This window comes from Pseudomonas sp. SDO5215_S409, from assembly GCF_054071325.1.
This window is the reverse complement of record NZ_JBSVWN010000051.1, coordinates 19,618-36,703: the sequence shown is the minus strand read 5'-3', so window position 1 is coordinate 36,703 and position 17,086 is coordinate 19,618. Positions and strand designations below refer to the sequence as shown.

The following is a 17,086-nucleotide window of genomic DNA, read 5'->3' as shown; positions in this document are numbered from 1 at the left end:
CGTTTCTACCTCAGTTTCAGGGTGGCAAGGCCGACCAGTACCAGAATCACGGTGATGATCCAGAAGCGGACGATCACACGCGGCTCAGGCCAGCCCTTGAGTTCAAAGTGGTGATGAATCGGCGCCATGCGAAACACGCGGCGCCCGGTCAATTTGAAGGAAGCCACCTGGATGACCACCGACAGGGTTTCCATCACGAACACACCGCCCATGATGAACAGCACGATTTCCTGACGAACGATCACCGCGATGGTGCCCAGGGCCGCGCCCAGCGCCAGTGCGCCGACGTCACCCATGAAGACTTGCGCCGGGTAGGTGTTGAACCACAGGAAACCCAGGCCTGCGCCGATCAGCGCGCCACAGAACACAATCAGCTCACCCGCCCCCGGTACGTAGGGGATCAGCAGGTATTCAGCAAATTTCACGTTGCCCGACAGGTAGCAAAAGATACCCAGCGCGCCGCCGACCATCACCGTGGGCATGATCGCCAGGCCGTCGAGACCGTCCGTCAGGTTGACTGCGTTGCTGGAGCCGACGATCACGAAGTACGTCAGCACCACGAAGCCAATGCCCAGCGGGATGCTGGCGTCTTTGAGCATCGGAATGATCAGGGTGGTTTCGACCGCGCTCGGTGCTGTCGTGTACAGGAAGATCGCAGCGCCCAAGCCAAACACCGACTGCCAGAAGTATTTCCAGCGGCTCGGCAGGCCCTTGGAGTTTTTCTCGATCACTTTGCGGTAATCATCGACCCAGCCGATGGCGCCAAACAGCAGCGTCACCAACAACACCACCCACACGTAGCGGTTGTGCAGGTCGGCCCACAGCAAGGTGCTGACGCCGATGGACGACAGGATCAGCGCGCCGCCCATGGTCGGGGTGCCGGACTTGGACAGGTGAGACTGCGGGCCGTCATTGCGCACCGATTGACCAATCTGCAGGTTCTGCAGGGTGCGGATCATCCATGGCCCCAAGAACAGCGACAACGACAATGCGGTCAGCACACCCAGGATCCCGCGCAGGGTCAGGTACTGAAAGACCGCGAAGCCTTTGTAGAACTGTTGCAGATACTCAGCCAGCAGCAGCAGCATTAATGTTTCTCCGTACTTGAACCGCACAGGGCCGCGACGACGTTTTCCATCACCGCGCTGCGCGATCCCTTGATCAAAAGAGTGGTGTGTTTGTCTTGTTCGGCGCCGGTCAGCGCCTGGATCAAGTCCGCCTGGTTGGCAAAATGCCGCGCACCCGGGCCGAACACCTCGACCGCATGGGCCATGTTCGGGCCCACGGCGTACAGGGCGTCCACCTTGCCCACGGCATAGGCGCCGACTTCGCGGTGGGACTGCTCGGCCCAGTCGCCCAGCTCGCCGATATCCCCCAGCACCAGGACCTTGCGGCCCTCAAAGCCGGTGAGCAGGTCGATGGCCGCGCAGATCGATGATTGGTTGGCGTTGTAGGTGTCGTCGATGACGCGCATGCCGTTACTGGCCAGTTGTGCCACGGTGCGCCCCTTGACCGGCTGCACCGCGCCAAGCCCGGTGGCGATGCCGAACAGCGACACGCCCAGCACATGGGCGGCAGCGGCGGCGGCCAAGGCGTTGGCCACGTTATGGTTGCCCAGCAAGTTCAATTGCACCTGCTCACTGCCCTGCGGCGTGTGCAAGGTGAAGGCCGGGCAGCCACGGGCATCGACCGTGATGTGGGAGGCATGAAAGTCGGCCGCCGCGTTGTGCACTGCAAAACTCAAGACCTTGCGACCGGCAGCGCGGACGCGCCACGTTTCAAAGGCTTTGTCGTCAAGGTTCAACACGGCCGTGCCGGACGCGTCCAGGCCTTCCAGGATTTCGCCTTTGGCCTGGACGATTTTTTCCGGGCCACCGAACTCGCCGACATGCGCAGTGCCAGCGTTGTTGATGATTGCCACGTGGGGCCGGGTCATGGCCACGGTGTAGGCGATTTCGCCAATGCGCGACGCACCCAGCTCGATCACTGCCGCCGTGTGTTCCGGGGCCAGCTCGAGCAGGGTCAGCGGTGCGCCGAAGTCGTTGTTCAGGTTGCCACGGGTCGCCAGCACCGGCCCGCGCGTGCGCAGGATACCGGCGAGCAGTTCCTTGACCGTGGTCTTGCCACTGGAACCGGTCACGGCCGCCACCGGCTTGTCGAACGCCGCGCGGTTGAGCGCACCCAGTTGGCCGAGGGCCAGGCGGGTGTCGGCCACCAGCAACTGCGGCAATGGCGAGTCGGTGACTTCGCGCTGCACCAGTGCGGCGACAGCGCCTTTGGCGGCGACGTCGTTCAAATAGTCATGCCCGTCGAAACGCGGGCCGGCCAACGCGATAAACAGTTGGCCGGGCTTGATTGCGCGGCTGTCGATACTCACGCCGTCAAAACTGGCGTCGGAGGAGAGCAAACGCGCCGACAGCACTTCGGTCAGCTCGCTGAGCTTGAGGGCTCTAAGCATGGGCCACCTCCCACGCAGTGAGGGCGTGATCGGCCTCGATCAAATCAGAGAACGCATGGCGCTCGCCGTTGATTTCCTGGTAGTCCTCGTGGCCCTTACCGGCCAGCACCACCACGTCATCGGCATTTGCGCTGGCGATCAACTGGGCGATGGCGGCGCCCCGGCCGGCCACAAAGTTCACCTTGGATGGGTCTTTGAAGCCTGCACGGATATCGTCGAAAATCTGGGTTGGCGCCTCGGTGCGCGGGTTGTCATCGGTGACCAGCACGCCATCGGCCAAACGCTCGACTATCTCGGCCATCAGCGGGCGTTTGCCGCGATCACGGTCGCCGCCACAACCGAACAGGCACAGCAGCTTGCCCTTGGCGTGAGGGCGCAGGGCCATCAGGACTTTTTCCAGGGCATCCGGCGTGTGGGCGTAATCGACCACCACCAGTGGCTGGGTGCCGCCGCCCAGGCGCTGCATGCGACCGGCGGGGCCTTCGAGTTTTGGCAGTACGCGCAAGATTTCATCCAGCGCGTAATCCAGGCCCAACAATGCACCGACAGCAGCCAGCACATTGCTGAGGTTGAAGCGCCCCAGCAAGGTGCTGCGCAAGTGGTGTTCGCCTTGCGGCGTGACCAACGTGGCGCGCACGCCTTCGTCATCGAACTGGGCGTCGCGGCAATAAAGGTAGGCGCTGGTGTCTTCCTGGCTGTAGCTGATGAGGCGGCCCTCGCCTTTTTCAGCGGCCAGTTGCCGACCGAATTCGTCGTCCAGATTGACCACGCGGCACTTCAGGTCATTCCAGGCAAACAGCTTGGCCTTGGCGGCGGCATAAGCCTGCATGGTGCCGTGGTAATCGAGGTGATCGCGGGACAGGTTCGTCATCACTGCCACATCAAACGCCAGCGCGATAACGCGGCCTTGGTCGAGGCCGTGGGACGACACTTCCATGGCAACGGCTTTGGCACCGGCCTTTTTCAGGTCGCCCAGGGTCGCTTGCACGGCAATCGGGTTTGGCGTGGTGTGTAGGCCGCTTTGCAGCGCGCCGTAAAACCCGGTGCCCAGTGTACCGACGATGCCGCAGTGCTGGCCCAACAGGTCCAGGGCCTGTGCGATCAATTGCGTCACGCTGGTCTTGCCGTTGGTGCCGGTCACGCCGATCAGGTTGAGCTGACGGCTCGGGTCGCCATAAAAACGCCCGGCGATATCCGACAGTTGCGCCGCCAGGCCCTTGACCGGAATCAGCGGCGCGTCGGTGATCGGCAACACGGTGGCGCCTTCCACTTCGTAGGCCACGGCAGCGGCACCGCGCTGCAAGGCGTCGGCGATGTGGGCACGGCCATCCAATTTGCCGCCGGGAACGGCCAGGAACAGGTCACCGGCCCGTACATTACGGCTGTCCAGGGTCAGCTCGCGAATCAGCAGATCACGGCCAGCATGGGCGAAAATCTTGTTCAGGCTAAGAGACATCAGCCGCGCCCTCCATTGGCTTTAGCTGCAGCGGCCGGTGGTCCGGCGTTCGCTTGTTGGGTAGGCGGCAGGTTGTCCGGCACGATGTTCATCAGGCGCAAGGTCCCGGACATCACTTTGCTGAACACCGGCGCCGAAACCAGGCCACCGAAGTAGCCGGCCTTGCTCGGTTCGTCGATCACGACAACGATGGCGTAACGCGGATCGCTCATGGGGCCGAAGCCTGCGAACAGCGAACGGTAAGAGTTTTCGGCGTAGCCCTTGGTGCCCACGGCAGTTTTACGCGCCGTACCGGACTTGCCCGCCACGTGATACGCCGGCACCTGGGCACGGAACACGCCACGCGGTGCTTCGATCACTTGTTGCAGCATGCCTTGCATGGTCTTGGCGACGTTTTCCGGGATGACCTGGGTAGCCTTTGGCGGCTCGTCCACGTGGATCAGGCTCAGGGGCACCATCTTGCCGTTGTTGGCCAATACCGAGAACGCATGCACCAGCTGGATGGCGGTCACCGAGATACCGTAGCCGTAGGAAAGCGTGGCAGTTTCGGCCTTTTTCCAGTCGCGGTAGTTGGGCAGGTTGCCCACGCGCTCACCCGGGAAGTCCAGGCCGGTGGGTTGGCCCAGGCCGACTTTTTGCGCCAGGCGGTAGATGGTTTCGCCGCCGATATCGAAGGCCACTTTACTCATGCCCACGTTACTGGAGTTGATCAGGATGCCTGTCAAATCCAGCACCGGGCCTTCGGTGCGCGACACGTCACGAATGGTGTATTTGCCCAGTTGCAAAGTACCGGGATACACCTCGACCTTGTCGCTAGGCTTCCAGCGTCCGGTTTCGATGGCCGCACTCATCGAGATGGCTTTCATGGTCGAGCCCGGCTCGAACACGTCGATCATCGCGCGGTTACGCATCATCGCCGGTTGCAAGTTGCGGCGGTTGTTGGGGTTGTACGTGGGCTGGTTGACCATGGCGAGAATTTCGCCGGTCTTCACGTCCACGATAACCAGGCTACCGGCCTTGGCGCCATTCTCGATAATGGCATTACGCAGCTCGCGGTTGGCCAGGTATTGCAGGCGCAAGTCAATGGACAACGCCAAGGGCTTACCGGCCTTGGCGTTTTTGGTGACTTGCAGATCCTTGATCAGTCTGCCGCGCCGATCCTTGATCACCTGCCGTTTGCCGGGGACCCCGGCCAGCCATTCGTCGTAGGCGAGTTCCACGCCTTCGCGACCGTGATCATCAATGTCGGTAAAGCCGACCATGTGGGCGGTGGTTTCACCGGCCGGGTAGAAACGACGAAATTCCTCGATGCCATAGACACCGGGGACCTTAAGGTCCAGCACTTGCTGACCCTGTTCGGGGGTGAGGCCGCGAACCAGGTAGATGAATTCTTTATTGGCTTGGGCTTCCAGGCGTTCGGTCAGGGCCTTGGGGTCTTGGCCCAGGGCGGCAGCCAGTTCTGGCCACTTGTCCTTGGCGGTCTGCATTTCCTTGGCGTTGGCCCACAGGGTGGTCACCGGCGTACTCACGGCCAGAGGCTCGCCGTTACGGTCGGTGATCAGGCCGCGGTGCGCAGGAATCGGGATGTGACGCAGGCTGCGGGCATCGCCCTGGCCGATCAGGAAGTCGCGATCGACCACTTGCAGGTCGATGATGCGCCAGGCAATCGCGCCCACCATCAGCGCGAGCAGGCCCAGCACGACGTGAAAACGCCAGGGAAAGAGTGCGCCTTCAAGTTTCATCATGGCGCCACCATCCGCACGTCTGCCGCGCCCGGGATGTGCATTTTCAGTTGTTCAGTGGCCAGAATCTCGATGCGGCTGTGGGCGGTCCAGGTGCTTTGCTCCAGGATCAACCGGCCCCACTCGGCTTGCGCCTTGTCGCGGGTGTTCAATTCGCCGTACAGGGTGTTGAGCAATTGGCGGTTCCAGTGGGCGCTGTACGACACGCCAATGGCGGACACAAGGACGCCGATGAACAGCAGCAACATAAAGAAGCTGCCGCCCGGCAGGGGCTTGGCGAAAAGCTTGCTCACCGCAACTTCTCCGCAACACGCATCACGGCGCTACGGGCGCGCGGGTTGGCCTTGAGTTCGGCTTCGGAAGCGAACTGCGCTTTGCCATGGATTTTGACTTTTGGCACAAAGGCATCGAAACGCACCGGCAGGTTGCGCGGCAGGTTATCGGACTCGCCCTTGACCAGGCGACGCATGAACAGTTTGACGATGCGGTCTTCCAGGGAGTGGAAGCTGATGACAACCAGGCGCCCCCCCACTTCCAGCGACTCCAGGGCCGCCTCGAGGCCAGCCTCCAGATCGCCCAATTCGTTGTTGACGTGAATACGCAGGCCCTGGAACGCACGAGTAGCCGGGTTCTTGCCCTTTTCCCACGCAGGGTTGGCGACTTTCAGCACCTCGGCGAGGTCGGCGGTGCGTTCAAACGGCTGGATTTCCCGGCGCTCGACCACGGCGCGCGCCATGCGGCCGGAGAAACGCTCTTCACCGTATTCCTTGAACACACGGGCGATTTCTTCCACTGGCGCCGTGGCGATGAACTGCGCTGCGCTGACGCCACGGGTGGGGTCCATGCGCATGTCCAGCGGGCCATCGTTCATGAAACTGAAACCGCGCTCCGGGTCGTCCAGCTGGGGCGAAGACACGCCCAGGTCCAGCAAAACCCCGGCCACCTTGCCTGCCATGCCACGCTCGGCGACTTCCGCACCCAGCTCGGCAAAGCTGCGCTGTACAACGACAAAGCGGCCGTCTTCGGCCGCTAGCGCTTGCCCGGTGGCAATCGCTTGGGGGTCTTTGTCGAACCCGAGGAGTTTACCGTCGGAGCCGAGCTGGCTGAGGATCAACCGGCTGTGCCCGCCCCTGCCAAAGGTGCCATCCAAATAGCAGCCATCTGCGCGCACAGCCAGAGCCTCGACGGCTTCGTCAAGCAGTACGGTGATGTGGTTAAAGCCGCTATCAATAGTCACAGGATCAAATCACGCAGTTCATCGGGCATGGCGCCCGGTTGTTGAATAGCCGCCAGGTCTGCTGCAGCCACAGCATCCCAGGCATCTTCGTCCCACAATTGGAACTTGTTCAGTTGGCCCACCAGCATGGCGCGCTTGTCCAGCTTGGCGTACTCGCGCAGGCGCGGTGGCACCAGGAAACGACCACTGCCATCGAGCTCGAGGTCGACGGCATTACCAATCAGCAAACGTTGCAGACGGCGGTTTTCTTCACGCAGCGAAGGCAGGGCACGCAACTTGGTTTCAATCACTTCCCACTCGTCGAGGGGATAAACACATAAACAAGGGTCAACGGCATCGATGGTGATGATCAACTGTCCGGAACTTCGCGAAATCAGCTCGTCACGATACCGGCTCGGCATGGCGAGACGGCCTTTTGCATCGAGACTGATAGCGTTAGCTCCGCGAAACACAGATGCGTTTCTCCAAATTTTATCGTTTTACGTTCAAAAAACCCACTTTATGCCACTTTCCGCCACTTGCGCACACTATAGGAATGCGCCCACCACACCGTCAAGGCGCGGATTCAAGGAAAAGCCTTACAGAACGGAGATTTACGAATGCAAAAGGAGGAGAAACGAGAGTTTGGCGGCGGATTTTGCTCAATAACGCGAATCAACTCAAAGCGCTAAGGCTTAAAGTTAAAGTATTTTATTAAGAGTAAGATTTTTTCGGTATTACGAAGACACATCTGCCAATGATTCAGCAGGGAGGGATTCTCGCGTTACTGCCGGTTTTCTGCCCGGGATTCGGACAGAAGGAAAAAGGTGGAGAGTCGATCTGTAAGCCGGGTTCTGTCTTGAACAGTCATTCGTCTACGATGGCCATCACTGGACACCTTTAGCAACCTACCCGGTCCCAGCGCGGGCCACGCCTTGGGACCCTATTTGGTCTTGCTCCAAGTGGGGTTTACCTAGCCACGAACTGTTGCCAGTCGTGCGGTGCGCTCTTACCGCACCTTTTCACCCTTACCGGCACCGAAGTGCTTAGGCGGTTATTTTCTGTGGCACTTTCCGTAGGCTCACGCCTCCCAGGCATTACCTGGCACTTCGCCCTATGGAGCCCGGACTTTCCTCCCCCCTCTAATTTTCATAGAGGGCAGCGACTGTCCAATCGACTCTCCGCCGCGCAGGTTAACGGTACGGCGCACTTAGAACAAGTCTTAAAACAGCATGGCCATCATGTTCCGACGTCAGGCAGGTTGAAATACGGAACTATTCACCCTTTTGTTTATCCAGTGCCACTTGATACAACACATTCTTGCGCACACCGGTAATTTCTGCCGCCAGTGCCGCCGCCCGTTTAAGCGGCATTTCCTTGAGTAACAAATCAAGGATGCGCAGGGCCTCGCTGCCCACCGCTTCATCGCTCTCTGGCGCGCTCCAACCTGCAACCACCACCACGCACTCGCCGCGTTGCTGGTTACTGTCGCCCTCGACAAACTCGCGCAGCGCCTGCAGCGGCAGGCCTTTGAGGGTTTCAAAGGTCTTGGTCAATTCCCGCCCCAGCAGCGCAGGCCGCTCGCCGCCAAAGACGTGCTCCATGTCTTGCAGGCATTCCAGAATCCGGTGCGGGGCCTCGTAGAAGATCAGCGTGCGCGGCTCTTCCTTTAACAGTTCAAGGCGCGCACGCCGTCCAACGGCCTTGGCGGGCAGGAAACCCTCAAAAATGAAACGGTCCGATGGCAGGCCCGCCGCCGACAATGCCGCAATCAGCGCGCAGGCTCCGGGAACAGGCACTACAGTGATACCTGCGGCCCGCGCCTGGCGAACGAGGTGGTAGCCCGGGTCGGAAATCAACGGCGTACCCGCGTCCGAGATCAGCGCCACATCATCACCGGCCAGCAGGCGGGTGATAAAGCGGCTGCCTTCTTCGCGCTCGTTGTGCTCATGGCAGGCCGCCAAGGGTGTCGTGATACCAAAATGCTGCATCAGACGCTGGGAGTGCCGGGTGTCCTCGGCCGCGATCAACTTGACGTCGTGCAGCACTTTCAATGCACGGGCACTGATGTCGTCCAGGTTGCCAATGGGCGTCGCCACGACAAAAAGCGAGCCAGCAGTGGAATTCAGAGAACCTGGAGCAGTCAAAGCGCACACCTCGTTGATTGGCAAAGGCCGCATTGTAGCGCGTAGAGGCCTTGAAAAAATGCCTTCACGGCAGGCTTCGTCATTGCATTGCGGCGGCGCTTGCAACATTTGCACGACCTAAATAGACGGTTTCACGCCAGTAACATCGCGCCCCGGCCAGTGCTTGGGTACAATTCCACGCTAATTTGATCGGTATCAGGAACATTTACATGATCGCTTGCCTGCGGCTGCTCTCTGCCCTCTGCCTCGCTGCCCTTCTGGCCGCCTGCGCCAGCTCGCCCTCGTCCAGCCTTGGCGACCTTCCACGGACGCCGGATGCCAGCATCGAGCAACTGCTCGAACAGGCAACCGCCGCCAAAACCCCGGAAAAAGCCGCGTTGCTGCGCCTGAGCGCGGCAGACCAGGCCTTCCAGCAAAATAACCCGGGCCGCTCCGCGCAGATTCTCGCGCAAGTGCCACTGGACGTCCTCAAGCCCGCCGCGCAGGTGTTCGCCAGCACGCTGTCGGCCGAACTGGCGATGGCACGCAACCAGCCCAAAGCCGCCCTCACCGCGCTGAGCCACCCGAGCCTGCAAAGCCTCAAAGACCTGCCGGCCGACCAGCAGATCCGCACCGGCACCGTGCATGCCCGCGCCTATGAAGCCGATGGCCAGACCCTCAACGCGGCCCGCGAACGTGTCGCCCTCGCCCCGCTGCTTACGGGCGACGCGGCCAGCCACAACCATGAGGCCATCTGGGCCCTTATCGCCGCACTGCCCGCCGAACAACTGCAGGCCACCGGCAACCCGACACTCGACGGCTGGATCAGCCTGGCGCTGGCGGTCAAAAACGCCGGCACCCTGGAACAGCAGCAAGCTGCCATCGACACCTGGCGCGCCCAGAACCCTGGCCACCCCGCCGCATCGCAATTGCCGCAGCCGCTGACCAAACTCAAGGAACTGGCCAGCCAGCCCCTGAATAAGATCGCCCTGCTGCTGCCACAGGACGGCCCGCTCGCCAGCGTCGGCAAGGCGCTTCGCGAGGGCTTCATGGCCGCGCACTACCAGGCCGAACAGGCCGGGCAAAAACCGCCCGCGATCGAGTTCTACGACAGCTCCCGCCTGGGTTCCATCGACGACTTCTACACCAAAGCCAAGGCTGATGGCATTCAACTGGTCGTCGGCCCGCTGGAAAAGCCGCTGGTCAAGCAGCTCTCCGCCCGCCCGCAACTGCCGATCACCACCCTGGCCCTGAACTACAGCGAAACCGACCAGAACCCGGCGCAACTGTTCCAGTTCGGCTTGGCCGCTGAAGACGAAGCCCGCGAAGTGTCGCGCCGCGCCCGTGCCGACGGCCTGCACCGCGCCGCGGCGATGGTGCCGCGCGGCGAGTGGGGCGAGCGTGTGTTCAAAGCCTTCCGCCAGGATTGGGAAGCCAACGGCGGCAGCGTAGTGGGCGTCGAATACGTCGACCAGCCGGTGGCCCTGGCTCAACAGATTGCCGACCTGTTCCAACTGCGCAAGAGCGAAGGCCGCGCCAACAGCCTGCAAAACACGGTAGGGTCGGATGTGTCCGCCCAACCGTCGCGCCGCCAGGACATCGACTTCATCTTCCTGGCCGTGACCCCGCAACTGGCCCAGCAGATCAAGCCAACGCTGAACTTCCAGTACGCCGGTGATGTGCCGGTGTACGCAACCTCCCACGTGTTCAGCGCCAGCGGTGACAAAAACCAGTACCTGGACATGAACAACGTCCTGTTCTGCGAAACGCCTTGGCTGCTCAACACCACCGACCCACTGCGTAACCAGGTCGCCGCCCAATGGCCGCAAGCCAATGGCAGCCTGGGCCGCCTGTACGCGATGGGCGTGGATGCCTACCGCCTGGCGCCGCGCCTGGGTCAGCTCAAGGCACTGCCAGACACACGCATTGACGGCCTTTCCGGCAGCCTGGGCGTGGGCACCAACCAACGCGTCGACCGCCAGATGCCTTGGGCACAATTCATCAATGGCGAAGTCAAGCGCCTGCCAGATACCCCGCGCTGATGCCCCAGCGGTCAAGCTCGCAAACCGGCAAGGACGCCGAGCTACAAGCGCTCAAGCATTTGCAACAACACGGTCTGCGCCTGTTGGCGCAGAACTGGTTATGTAAACGCGGCGAGCTTGATCTGGTCATGCTTGACGGCGATACAGTAGTATTCGTCGAAGTGCGCTATAGAAAACACGCACAATGGGGTGGCGCGCTCGCCAGTATCGACGAGCGCAAGCGGCAAAAGCTGATACTCGCAGCGCAGTTTTTCCTGCAAAGCGAGCATCGCTGGTCCGACGCTCCCTGCCGTTTCGATGTGGTCGCCATAGAAAGCAGCCCCCACGCCACTGCCGGTTTGAACTGGCTACGCGATGCCTTCGACAGCTGAACAACCCGGCCTCTTCACCGCACACTTTTGCTCTTTGCTTTGCGGGCTGCACCTTTGTGTGCCAAGCAGCCGCGCCACTTAAGGTCACACAGATGGACATGCAATCCCGAATTCGCCAGCTTTTCCAGGCCAGCATCGACACCAAGCAACAGGCGATGGACGTACTTGCACCGCACATCGAGCAAGCCAGCCAGGTCATGGTCAACGCCCTGCTCAACGAGGGCAAAATGCTTTCGTGCGGCAACGGCGGCTCGGCCGGTGATGCCCAGCATTTTTCCTCCGAGCTGCTCAACCGCTTCGAGCGCGAGCGTCCGAGCCTGCCGGCCATTGCCCTGACCACCGACACGTCCACCATCACCTCGATCGCCAACGACTACAGCTACAACGAAGTCTTCTCCAAGCAGATCCGCGCCCTCGGCCAGCCGGGCGATGTCTTGCTGGCGATTTCCACCAGCGGCAACTCGGCGAACATTATTCAAGCGATTCAGGCCGCACATGATCGCGAAATGATTGTCGTAGCCTTGACCGGGCGCGACGGCGGCGGCATGGCCTCATTGCTGTTGCCCGAAGACGTCGAGATCCGCGTTCCGGCCAACGTCACCGCACGTATCCAGGAAGTCCACCTGCTGGCGATCCACTGCCTGTGCGATCTGATCGACAGCCAATTGTTCGGGAGTGAAGAATGACCGTTAACCGCCTCAGCCTATTGGCCCTCACGCTGTGCCTCGGCATCAGCGGTTGCAGCTCGGTAATCGAAGCGAGCCGCGACTCGCCTATCCAGGACGATAAAGGCACCCGCACCTTCGGCAGCAAAATCGACGACTCGCTGATCGAAACCAAGGTGTCCGTCAACGTGTCCAAAGCCGCCCAGGACTTGGGCAACGGCACCTCGCGCGTCGTCGTGGTCAGCTTCAATGGCGTTGTGCTGCTCGCTGGCCAAACCCCGCGCGCCGACCTCAAGGCCCAGGCTGAACAAGCCGCCTCTACCGTGCAGCGGGTCAAGAAAGTCCACAACGAATTGCAGGTAATGGAGCCCATCACCCTGCTGGCCATCAGCAACGACGCCCTGCTGACGACCAAGATCAAGGCACAGATGCTGACCGACAGCGCCATTCCTGGCTCGCGCATCAAGGTCATCACCGACAACGGCATCGTCTACATGATGGGCCTGCTGACCCAGGCCGAGGCCACACGTGCGGCCAACCTGGTACAAGGCGTGTCCGGGGTGCAGAAGATCGTGAAACTGTTCGAATACATCGACTGATGTAACACCCAGCCACAAAAAAGGGCGCCGTGCAGTGATGCACGGCGCCCTTTTTATTGACCGAGGGTTACTGGTACTGCTGGTACGGGTTGCCCTGGAACTGGTTGTTCTGTTGCGGCGCCTGCTGTTGCTGCCCGGCAGGCTGACCGTATTGCTGGCCAGGGATCGGGCCCAGGTTGACCTCAACACGACGGTTCTGTGCGCGACCGTTCACATCGGCGTTGCTGGCAATCGGGTTATCCGGGCCGGCACCGCGTGCACTGAGGTTGGTCGGGCTCACGCCTTGGGACGTCAGGTAGTTGGCCACGCTCTGCGCACGGCGCTGAGACAGGTCCATGTTGAGCTGACGGCTGCCGGTGCTGTCGGTGTAGCCCACGATCTGGATGGTGTTCTGGTTGAACTGCTTGAGCGAGCCCGCCAGGTTGTTCAGCGGCGTGTAGAAGCTGCTGGAGATGGCATCCGAGTTGGTGGCGAACGTGATGTTGCCCGGCATGATCAGCTTGATCTGATCGCCCTGGCGCTGAACCTCAACCCCGGTATTGGCCATGCTTTCACGCAGTTTCTTTTCCTGCTGGTCGGCGTAGTAGCCATAACCCGCAGCGCCGATACCGGCAATCGCGCCGCCGATCAGCGCGCCTTTGCCACGGTGGTTGTGGTCGATGGCCGCACCGGCCAATGCGCCTGCCAGGGCACCGAGGCCACCGTATTTGGCGGTTTTGCTGATACCGCCTTCCGAGCCATTGCTCGCCTGCCCCTGGTTGCCATCATAAGGGTTGGGAGAGGCGCAGCCGGACAGCAAGGCAACAGCGGTGGCAACAACAAGCAGACGACGCGGAGTAAACATGGAAAAGCTCCTACTTTTGCATTCTGTGATGCAGAGGACATTGGCAATGGACCTGTGCGGAGTTTGGAACACGACAAACGGCAAAAATTCCGTGGTCGGCGGACGGGTCCGCAAGAAAAGATTCCTAACTGCCACTATTCAAGAAACCGTAGCAGACACTCGCGCAGGCGGCCCTGGCTTTTTGCGACGGCGTCTCTTCAGAAGAACAACCCGGCGCCTGTAATTATTCCATCGTCAGGCCCTGACAAACGGGTTCTCACGCATCTCATCACCCAGGCGCGTGTCCGGCCCATGGCCCGCCACCACCGTCGCCTCTTCGTCCAGGGTATACAGCCGCTGCTTGATCGACCGCACGATGGTTGCCTGATCCCCGCCCCACAAATCCGTACGCCCCACACCCCGACGGAACAACGTGTCACCGGCGATCAACAGCTTGGCCTCGGCAAACCAGAAACTCATCGAGCCCGGCGTATGCCCGGGCGTGTGCAACGCCACCCCGCAACCGCAGGCCAATTCCTCGTCATGCTCCAGCCAACGGTCTGGCGCGGGCACCGGGGTGTAGGGCACGCGAAACATCTGGCACTGCATTTCCAGGTTGTCCCACAGAAACTGGTCGTCCTTGTGCAGGTGCAACGTGGCACCAGTTTTTTCCTTCAACTGGCCGGACGCCAGGAAGTGATCAAGGTGGGCATGGGTATGGATGATGCTGACTACCTTCAAACCCAACGCATCAAGACGCGCCAGGATGAGTTCGTGATTGCCGCCTGGGTCGACCACGATGGCTTTTTTGGTGATCGGGTCGCCAATGATGGTGCAGTTGCACTGCAAAGGCCCGACGGGGAAGGTTTCGCGGATCAGCAAGGGCTTTGCAGCTTCCATGGGTGTTCCTATAAAGTGAATGGCACATTTTTTTGGCACAGTGCGAAAAGCGATGGCGACGCTTAGGAAGAAAGGCCCCCACCAATGGCACGCGCAAATCAGACGTAAAGGGTGGCCCCAACAGACACGCACATTCAATACCCAGCTAGAGGCAAAAACCTGGGCGACCATGATAGAGCGGGAAATGGATGCCGGCGTGCTCGTCAGCCGAAACGAAGCTGAAGCTACCTCCTTCGCCAGCGCCCTGGAGTTGTACGCCAAGGAGGTAACTAGCAAAAAGCGCAGCAGCGCCTCTGGACTATCACGGATTCAAGCCATGCAACGCCATCCTCTGGCGCTTCGCTCGCCTGCCAGCATCCGTGGCTCCGACATGGCGAGTTACCGCGATACGCGCCTTGAGGAACGGCTTGCTCCATCCACAGTGCGACGCGAACTCGCATTGATCTCTCATGTGAGCTGAGCACGCTAGTGCTCATTGCTGCACTGGTCTGCGAATGCCTTCAGATTTATGCAATACGGCCCCTGACTCACGGTAAGCTTTTGGCCAACTTCTTACCGGTCAGCCATACCGCAAGAACACCTGTGGTGGTTTTCACTGTTTACTTAGAAGATCAGCAGACGAAACAGTTACAGTATGCTAAGCAGGCTCGGCGACCAAAATCTGGCCAAAAGCAGCCGAAAACGCTGGCAAATTGCTTGCAGATGGCTATCAATGGTGGCCGATGAAAGCCAAGCGGGATTCAAAAATTCACCACTGGGAGCGGATGATCTAGAATTGGTTACCGCTTTCGAGCTGGCTGATTGGCGGTATTTGGAGGAATCGTGTTACCGAACGTATCGCAACTTTCAGCGCTATCACGGATGTTTTCACCTGGCGTTTTCCGCGAAATTGCACGGAAAGGACAGTCAGCGCTGTTTGCTCGTCTCTTTTCCCAGACGGGGATCGCCGGGACCCCAAGCCAAACGGTAGGCGACGCTTTCGACGCAGCTTTTGCAATCCTCAGACGCTCAGGTTTCAGAGATGAGTACGCCTATCGCGCAGCGTTAACTCAGAATATTTTACTCGGCACGCACTCTCTCAACACCGCGTGCATGCTGACCGAATTCAGGACTGGAGCGTGCAAGGCAGACCTAGCAATCTTGAACGGAACAGCTACGGTTTACGAAATAAAATCTGAGCGAGACTCCTTGGCTCGGCTCGACAACCAAATAAAAAACTACCAAAAAGTCTTCGCTAAAATTTATGTGATCGCGGGTGAAGCACATATCACGGATGTGATAGAGAGCACTCCTAGCGATGTTGGAGTCATGTGTTTAACTCGTCGAAATCAAATTACTAAAATTCGCGAGGCGTCTGATAGAGCGGAGAGCGTTTGTCCTGTTACGATTTTTGAATCTCTTCGCACAGATGAAGCTCGTACAATTTTGACTGATCTTGGCATTGTAACTCCCGAGTTGCCGAACACCCTATTGCACAGTGCTATGCGCGATTGTTTCTCGCAGTTGACACCTAAAGACGTTCACTGCGCCATGGTCAAGACGTTGAAGCGAACTCGCAGCCTAGCCCCACTCAGCGCGTTCGTTGCTAAACTTCCATCATCACTACGCCCAGCAGCACTTTCTGTCCAAATCCGAAATATGGATCGGGAGCGTTTGATTGAAGCGTTAAACACCCCACTACTCACCGCCATGGACTGGACATAAACTGAATGTATTACCCATACTTTCGCGGAAAGCAATACGAATTAATCTCTGTCCGTGACAACGCAAAACTTTTAGCAGCATCAAACTTTGCCCCCATAATCGAGCCCGTTCGAGAGGCTTTGAGCGGGCTAGACAGATCACTAAAAGCAGTTTGCGATGCAAACGGAAAAGTGGTCGTCATAGTAAACCCATACCATGGTGATCACAGAGAGAACGGCGCTGGAATTACTGAGTTCGTAAGGGGCTATACCGGCAGTCAGTCGATTGGTGTTGGGATTTTGCTTCGACAAGATATGGGAATAGGCGAAGCGATGGACCTTTGTGAACGGCATCACGAGCATCAACTAAATTTTATTCACGCAGGGTTTACCCACGGGAAAGAATTGGCTCACGAATTGGGCAACCGATTAGGAGCAACACGCAACGTGTTTAATGAGGGTTATTGCCCTAAAACCTACCGCAAGCACTTCACTGGTAGTGAACGCGTTCTTCTGCGAGATGGATTTAAACGCCGACGCAATCGCGATTACCCTCCCGTGGAACTGTTTTCAGATCTCAATGTGACCTTCGAAGATGAAGGCATGGATGGATTCGGAGACTTTTCTATAGTCGGGGATGATTACTCCGAGTCAGGCGGCCCGGCGTATGCTGTGGCTATACATCTTACATTTATCGATCCAGATCAAGACGATGCGATGTTCATTTATCACTTCGTCTCAACAAGCCAGGATACGCCGACTGACCCCGCAGGAAAGTTTGCTGAAGCCCTGGACAAACTAATTACTAAGCTGGACTCTGGAAACTCAAAACTTTACGAGACAACTGCTTTGGGAGAGCTGCGTCAGCTCCATACAAAAGGGCACTTCCCAGGACTGGGCTATTTGAAAAAGATCTCACTAAACCATCACATTGAGACACTTGCCAAATTTTTCGACTGAGAATTATTATGCCTACACACTGCTGCCCTGAGTGTTTCGGTGACCG

The 17,086-nt window shown here is 59.4% G+C and carries 17 protein-coding genes and 1 other RNA gene; 7 read left to right on the top strand and 11 right to left on the bottom strand.

What is annotated here, in order from left to right; genetic code table 11:
• Nucleotides 1-5: 5 nt before the first annotated feature.
• The 9 genes from mraY to rsmI all read right to left on the bottom strand — a co-directional run bounded on the left by mraY (nt 6) and on the right by rsmI (nt 9,052).
• Complete coding sequence (mraY, locus tag ACW9H9_RS22385) at nt 6-1,088, bottom strand: phospho-N-acetylmuramoyl-pentapeptide-transferase (RefSeq protein ID WP_457345317.1); 1,083 nt, start codon at nt 1,086-1,088, stop codon at nt 6-8.
• Complete coding sequence (locus ACW9H9_RS22380) at nt 1,088-2,458, bottom strand: UDP-N-acetylmuramoyl-tripeptide--D-alanyl-D-alanine ligase (protein WP_457345316.1); 1,371 nt, start codon at nt 2,456-2,458, stop codon at nt 1,088-1,090. The genes mraY and ACW9H9_RS22380 overlap by 1 nt, the downstream gene beginning before the upstream one ends.
• Nucleotides 2,451-3,914: a UDP-N-acetylmuramoyl-L-alanyl-D-glutamate--2,6-diaminopimelate ligase gene (locus ACW9H9_RS22375; RefSeq protein ID WP_457345314.1), complete on the bottom strand. Its 1,464-nt coding sequence runs from the start codon at nt 3,912-3,914 to the stop codon at nt 2,451-2,453. Before ACW9H9_RS22375 ends, ACW9H9_RS22380 begins: the two co-directional genes overlap by 8 nt.
• The gene (locus ACW9H9_RS22370) at nt 3,914-5,656 is read right to left on the bottom strand and encodes a peptidoglycan D,D-transpeptidase FtsI family protein (protein WP_457345331.1); all 1,743 of its coding nucleotides are present in this window, start codon (nt 5,654-5,656) and stop codon (nt 3,914-3,916) included. The genes ACW9H9_RS22375 and ACW9H9_RS22370 overlap by 1 nt, the downstream gene beginning before the upstream one ends.
• Nucleotides 5,656-5,949 (bottom strand): cell division protein FtsL, encoded by a 294-nt coding sequence (ftsL, locus tag ACW9H9_RS22365; protein ID WP_457345313.1) that lies wholly within the window; start codon nt 5,947-5,949, stop codon nt 5,656-5,658. Before ftsL ends, ACW9H9_RS22370 begins: the two co-directional genes overlap by 1 nt.
• The gene (rsmH, locus tag ACW9H9_RS22360) at nt 5,946-6,893 is read right to left on the bottom strand and encodes a 16S rRNA (cytosine(1402)-N(4))-methyltransferase RsmH (RefSeq protein WP_457345312.1); all 948 of its coding nucleotides are present in this window, start codon (nt 6,891-6,893) and stop codon (nt 5,946-5,948) included. The genes ftsL and rsmH overlap by 4 nt, the downstream gene beginning before the upstream one ends.
• Nucleotides 6,890-7,345, bottom strand: coding sequence for a division/cell wall cluster transcriptional repressor MraZ (gene mraZ, locus ACW9H9_RS22355; protein ID WP_457345311.1), 456 nt, complete (start codon nt 7,343-7,345; stop codon nt 6,890-6,892). Before mraZ ends, rsmH begins: the two co-directional genes overlap by 4 nt.
• A gap of 354 nt (nt 7,346-7,699) precedes the next feature.
• An RNA gene (gene rnpB / locus ACW9H9_RS22350) (RNase P RNA component class A) lies at nt 7,700-8,053 on the bottom strand.
• A gap of 93 nt (nt 8,054-8,146) precedes the next feature.
• A complete protein-coding gene (gene rsmI, locus ACW9H9_RS22345; RefSeq protein WP_457345310.1) occupies nt 8,147-9,052 on the bottom strand; it encodes a 16S rRNA (cytidine(1402)-2'-O)-methyltransferase in 906 nt (301 codons plus the stop codon).
• Nucleotides 9,053-9,228: 176 nt separating this feature from the next.
• On the opposite strand from rsmI, the gene ACW9H9_RS22340 reads away from it, so the two are divergent.
• The 4 genes from ACW9H9_RS22340 to ACW9H9_RS22325 all read left to right on the top strand — a co-directional run bounded on the left by ACW9H9_RS22340 (nt 9,229) and on the right by ACW9H9_RS22325 (nt 12,675).
• A complete protein-coding gene (locus tag ACW9H9_RS22340; protein WP_457345309.1) occupies nt 9,229-11,040 on the top strand; it encodes a penicillin-binding protein activator in 1,812 nt (603 codons plus the stop codon).
• Entirely contained in the window at nt 11,040-11,411 is a 372-nt protein-coding gene (locus tag ACW9H9_RS22335; RefSeq protein ID WP_457345307.1) for a YraN family protein, read from the top strand. Before ACW9H9_RS22340 ends, ACW9H9_RS22335 begins: the two co-directional genes overlap by 1 nt.
• A 92-nt stretch (nt 11,412-11,503) precedes the next feature.
• Nucleotides 11,504-12,097, top strand: a complete 594-nt coding sequence (locus tag ACW9H9_RS22330) for a phosphoheptose isomerase (RefSeq protein WP_236484915.1) — start codon at nt 11,504-11,506, stop codon at nt 12,095-12,097.
• Nucleotides 12,094-12,675, top strand: coding sequence for a BON domain-containing protein (locus tag ACW9H9_RS22325; RefSeq protein WP_457345306.1), 582 nt, complete (start codon nt 12,094-12,096; stop codon nt 12,673-12,675). The genes ACW9H9_RS22330 and ACW9H9_RS22325 overlap by 4 nt, the downstream gene beginning before the upstream one ends.
• Before the next feature lie 67 nt (nt 12,676-12,742).
• Here ACW9H9_RS22325 and ACW9H9_RS22320 read toward each other — a convergent pair whose 3' ends face one another.
• Nucleotides 12,743-13,519, bottom strand: coding sequence for an OmpA family protein (locus ACW9H9_RS22320; protein WP_457345304.1), 777 nt, complete (start codon nt 13,517-13,519; stop codon nt 12,743-12,745).
• A gap of 234 nt (nt 13,520-13,753) precedes the next feature.
• Nucleotides 13,754-14,398, bottom strand: coding sequence for an MBL fold metallo-hydrolase (locus ACW9H9_RS22315; RefSeq protein WP_457345302.1), 645 nt, complete (start codon nt 14,396-14,398; stop codon nt 13,754-13,756).
• Between the two features lie 184 nt (nt 14,399-14,582).
• Here ACW9H9_RS22315 and ACW9H9_RS22310 point away from each other — a divergent pair, with 184 nt between their 5' ends.
• The 3 genes from ACW9H9_RS22310 (at nt 14,583) to ACW9H9_RS22300 (ending at nt 17,040) form a co-directional block, all read left to right on the top strand.
• Nucleotides 14,583-14,858: a hypothetical protein gene (locus tag ACW9H9_RS22310; protein WP_457345301.1), complete on the top strand. Its 276-nt coding sequence runs from the start codon at nt 14,583-14,585 to the stop codon at nt 14,856-14,858.
• Nucleotides 14,859-15,220: 362 nt separating this feature from the next.
• Complete coding sequence (locus ACW9H9_RS22305; RefSeq protein WP_457345300.1) at nt 15,221-16,102, top strand: sce7726 family protein; 882 nt, start codon at nt 15,221-15,223, stop codon at nt 16,100-16,102.
• Between the two features lie 5 nt (nt 16,103-16,107).
• Nucleotides 16,108-17,040, top strand: coding sequence for a sce7725 family protein (locus ACW9H9_RS22300; RefSeq protein WP_457345299.1), 933 nt, complete (start codon nt 16,108-16,110; stop codon nt 17,038-17,040).
• Nucleotides 17,041-17,086: the final 46 nt, after the last annotated feature.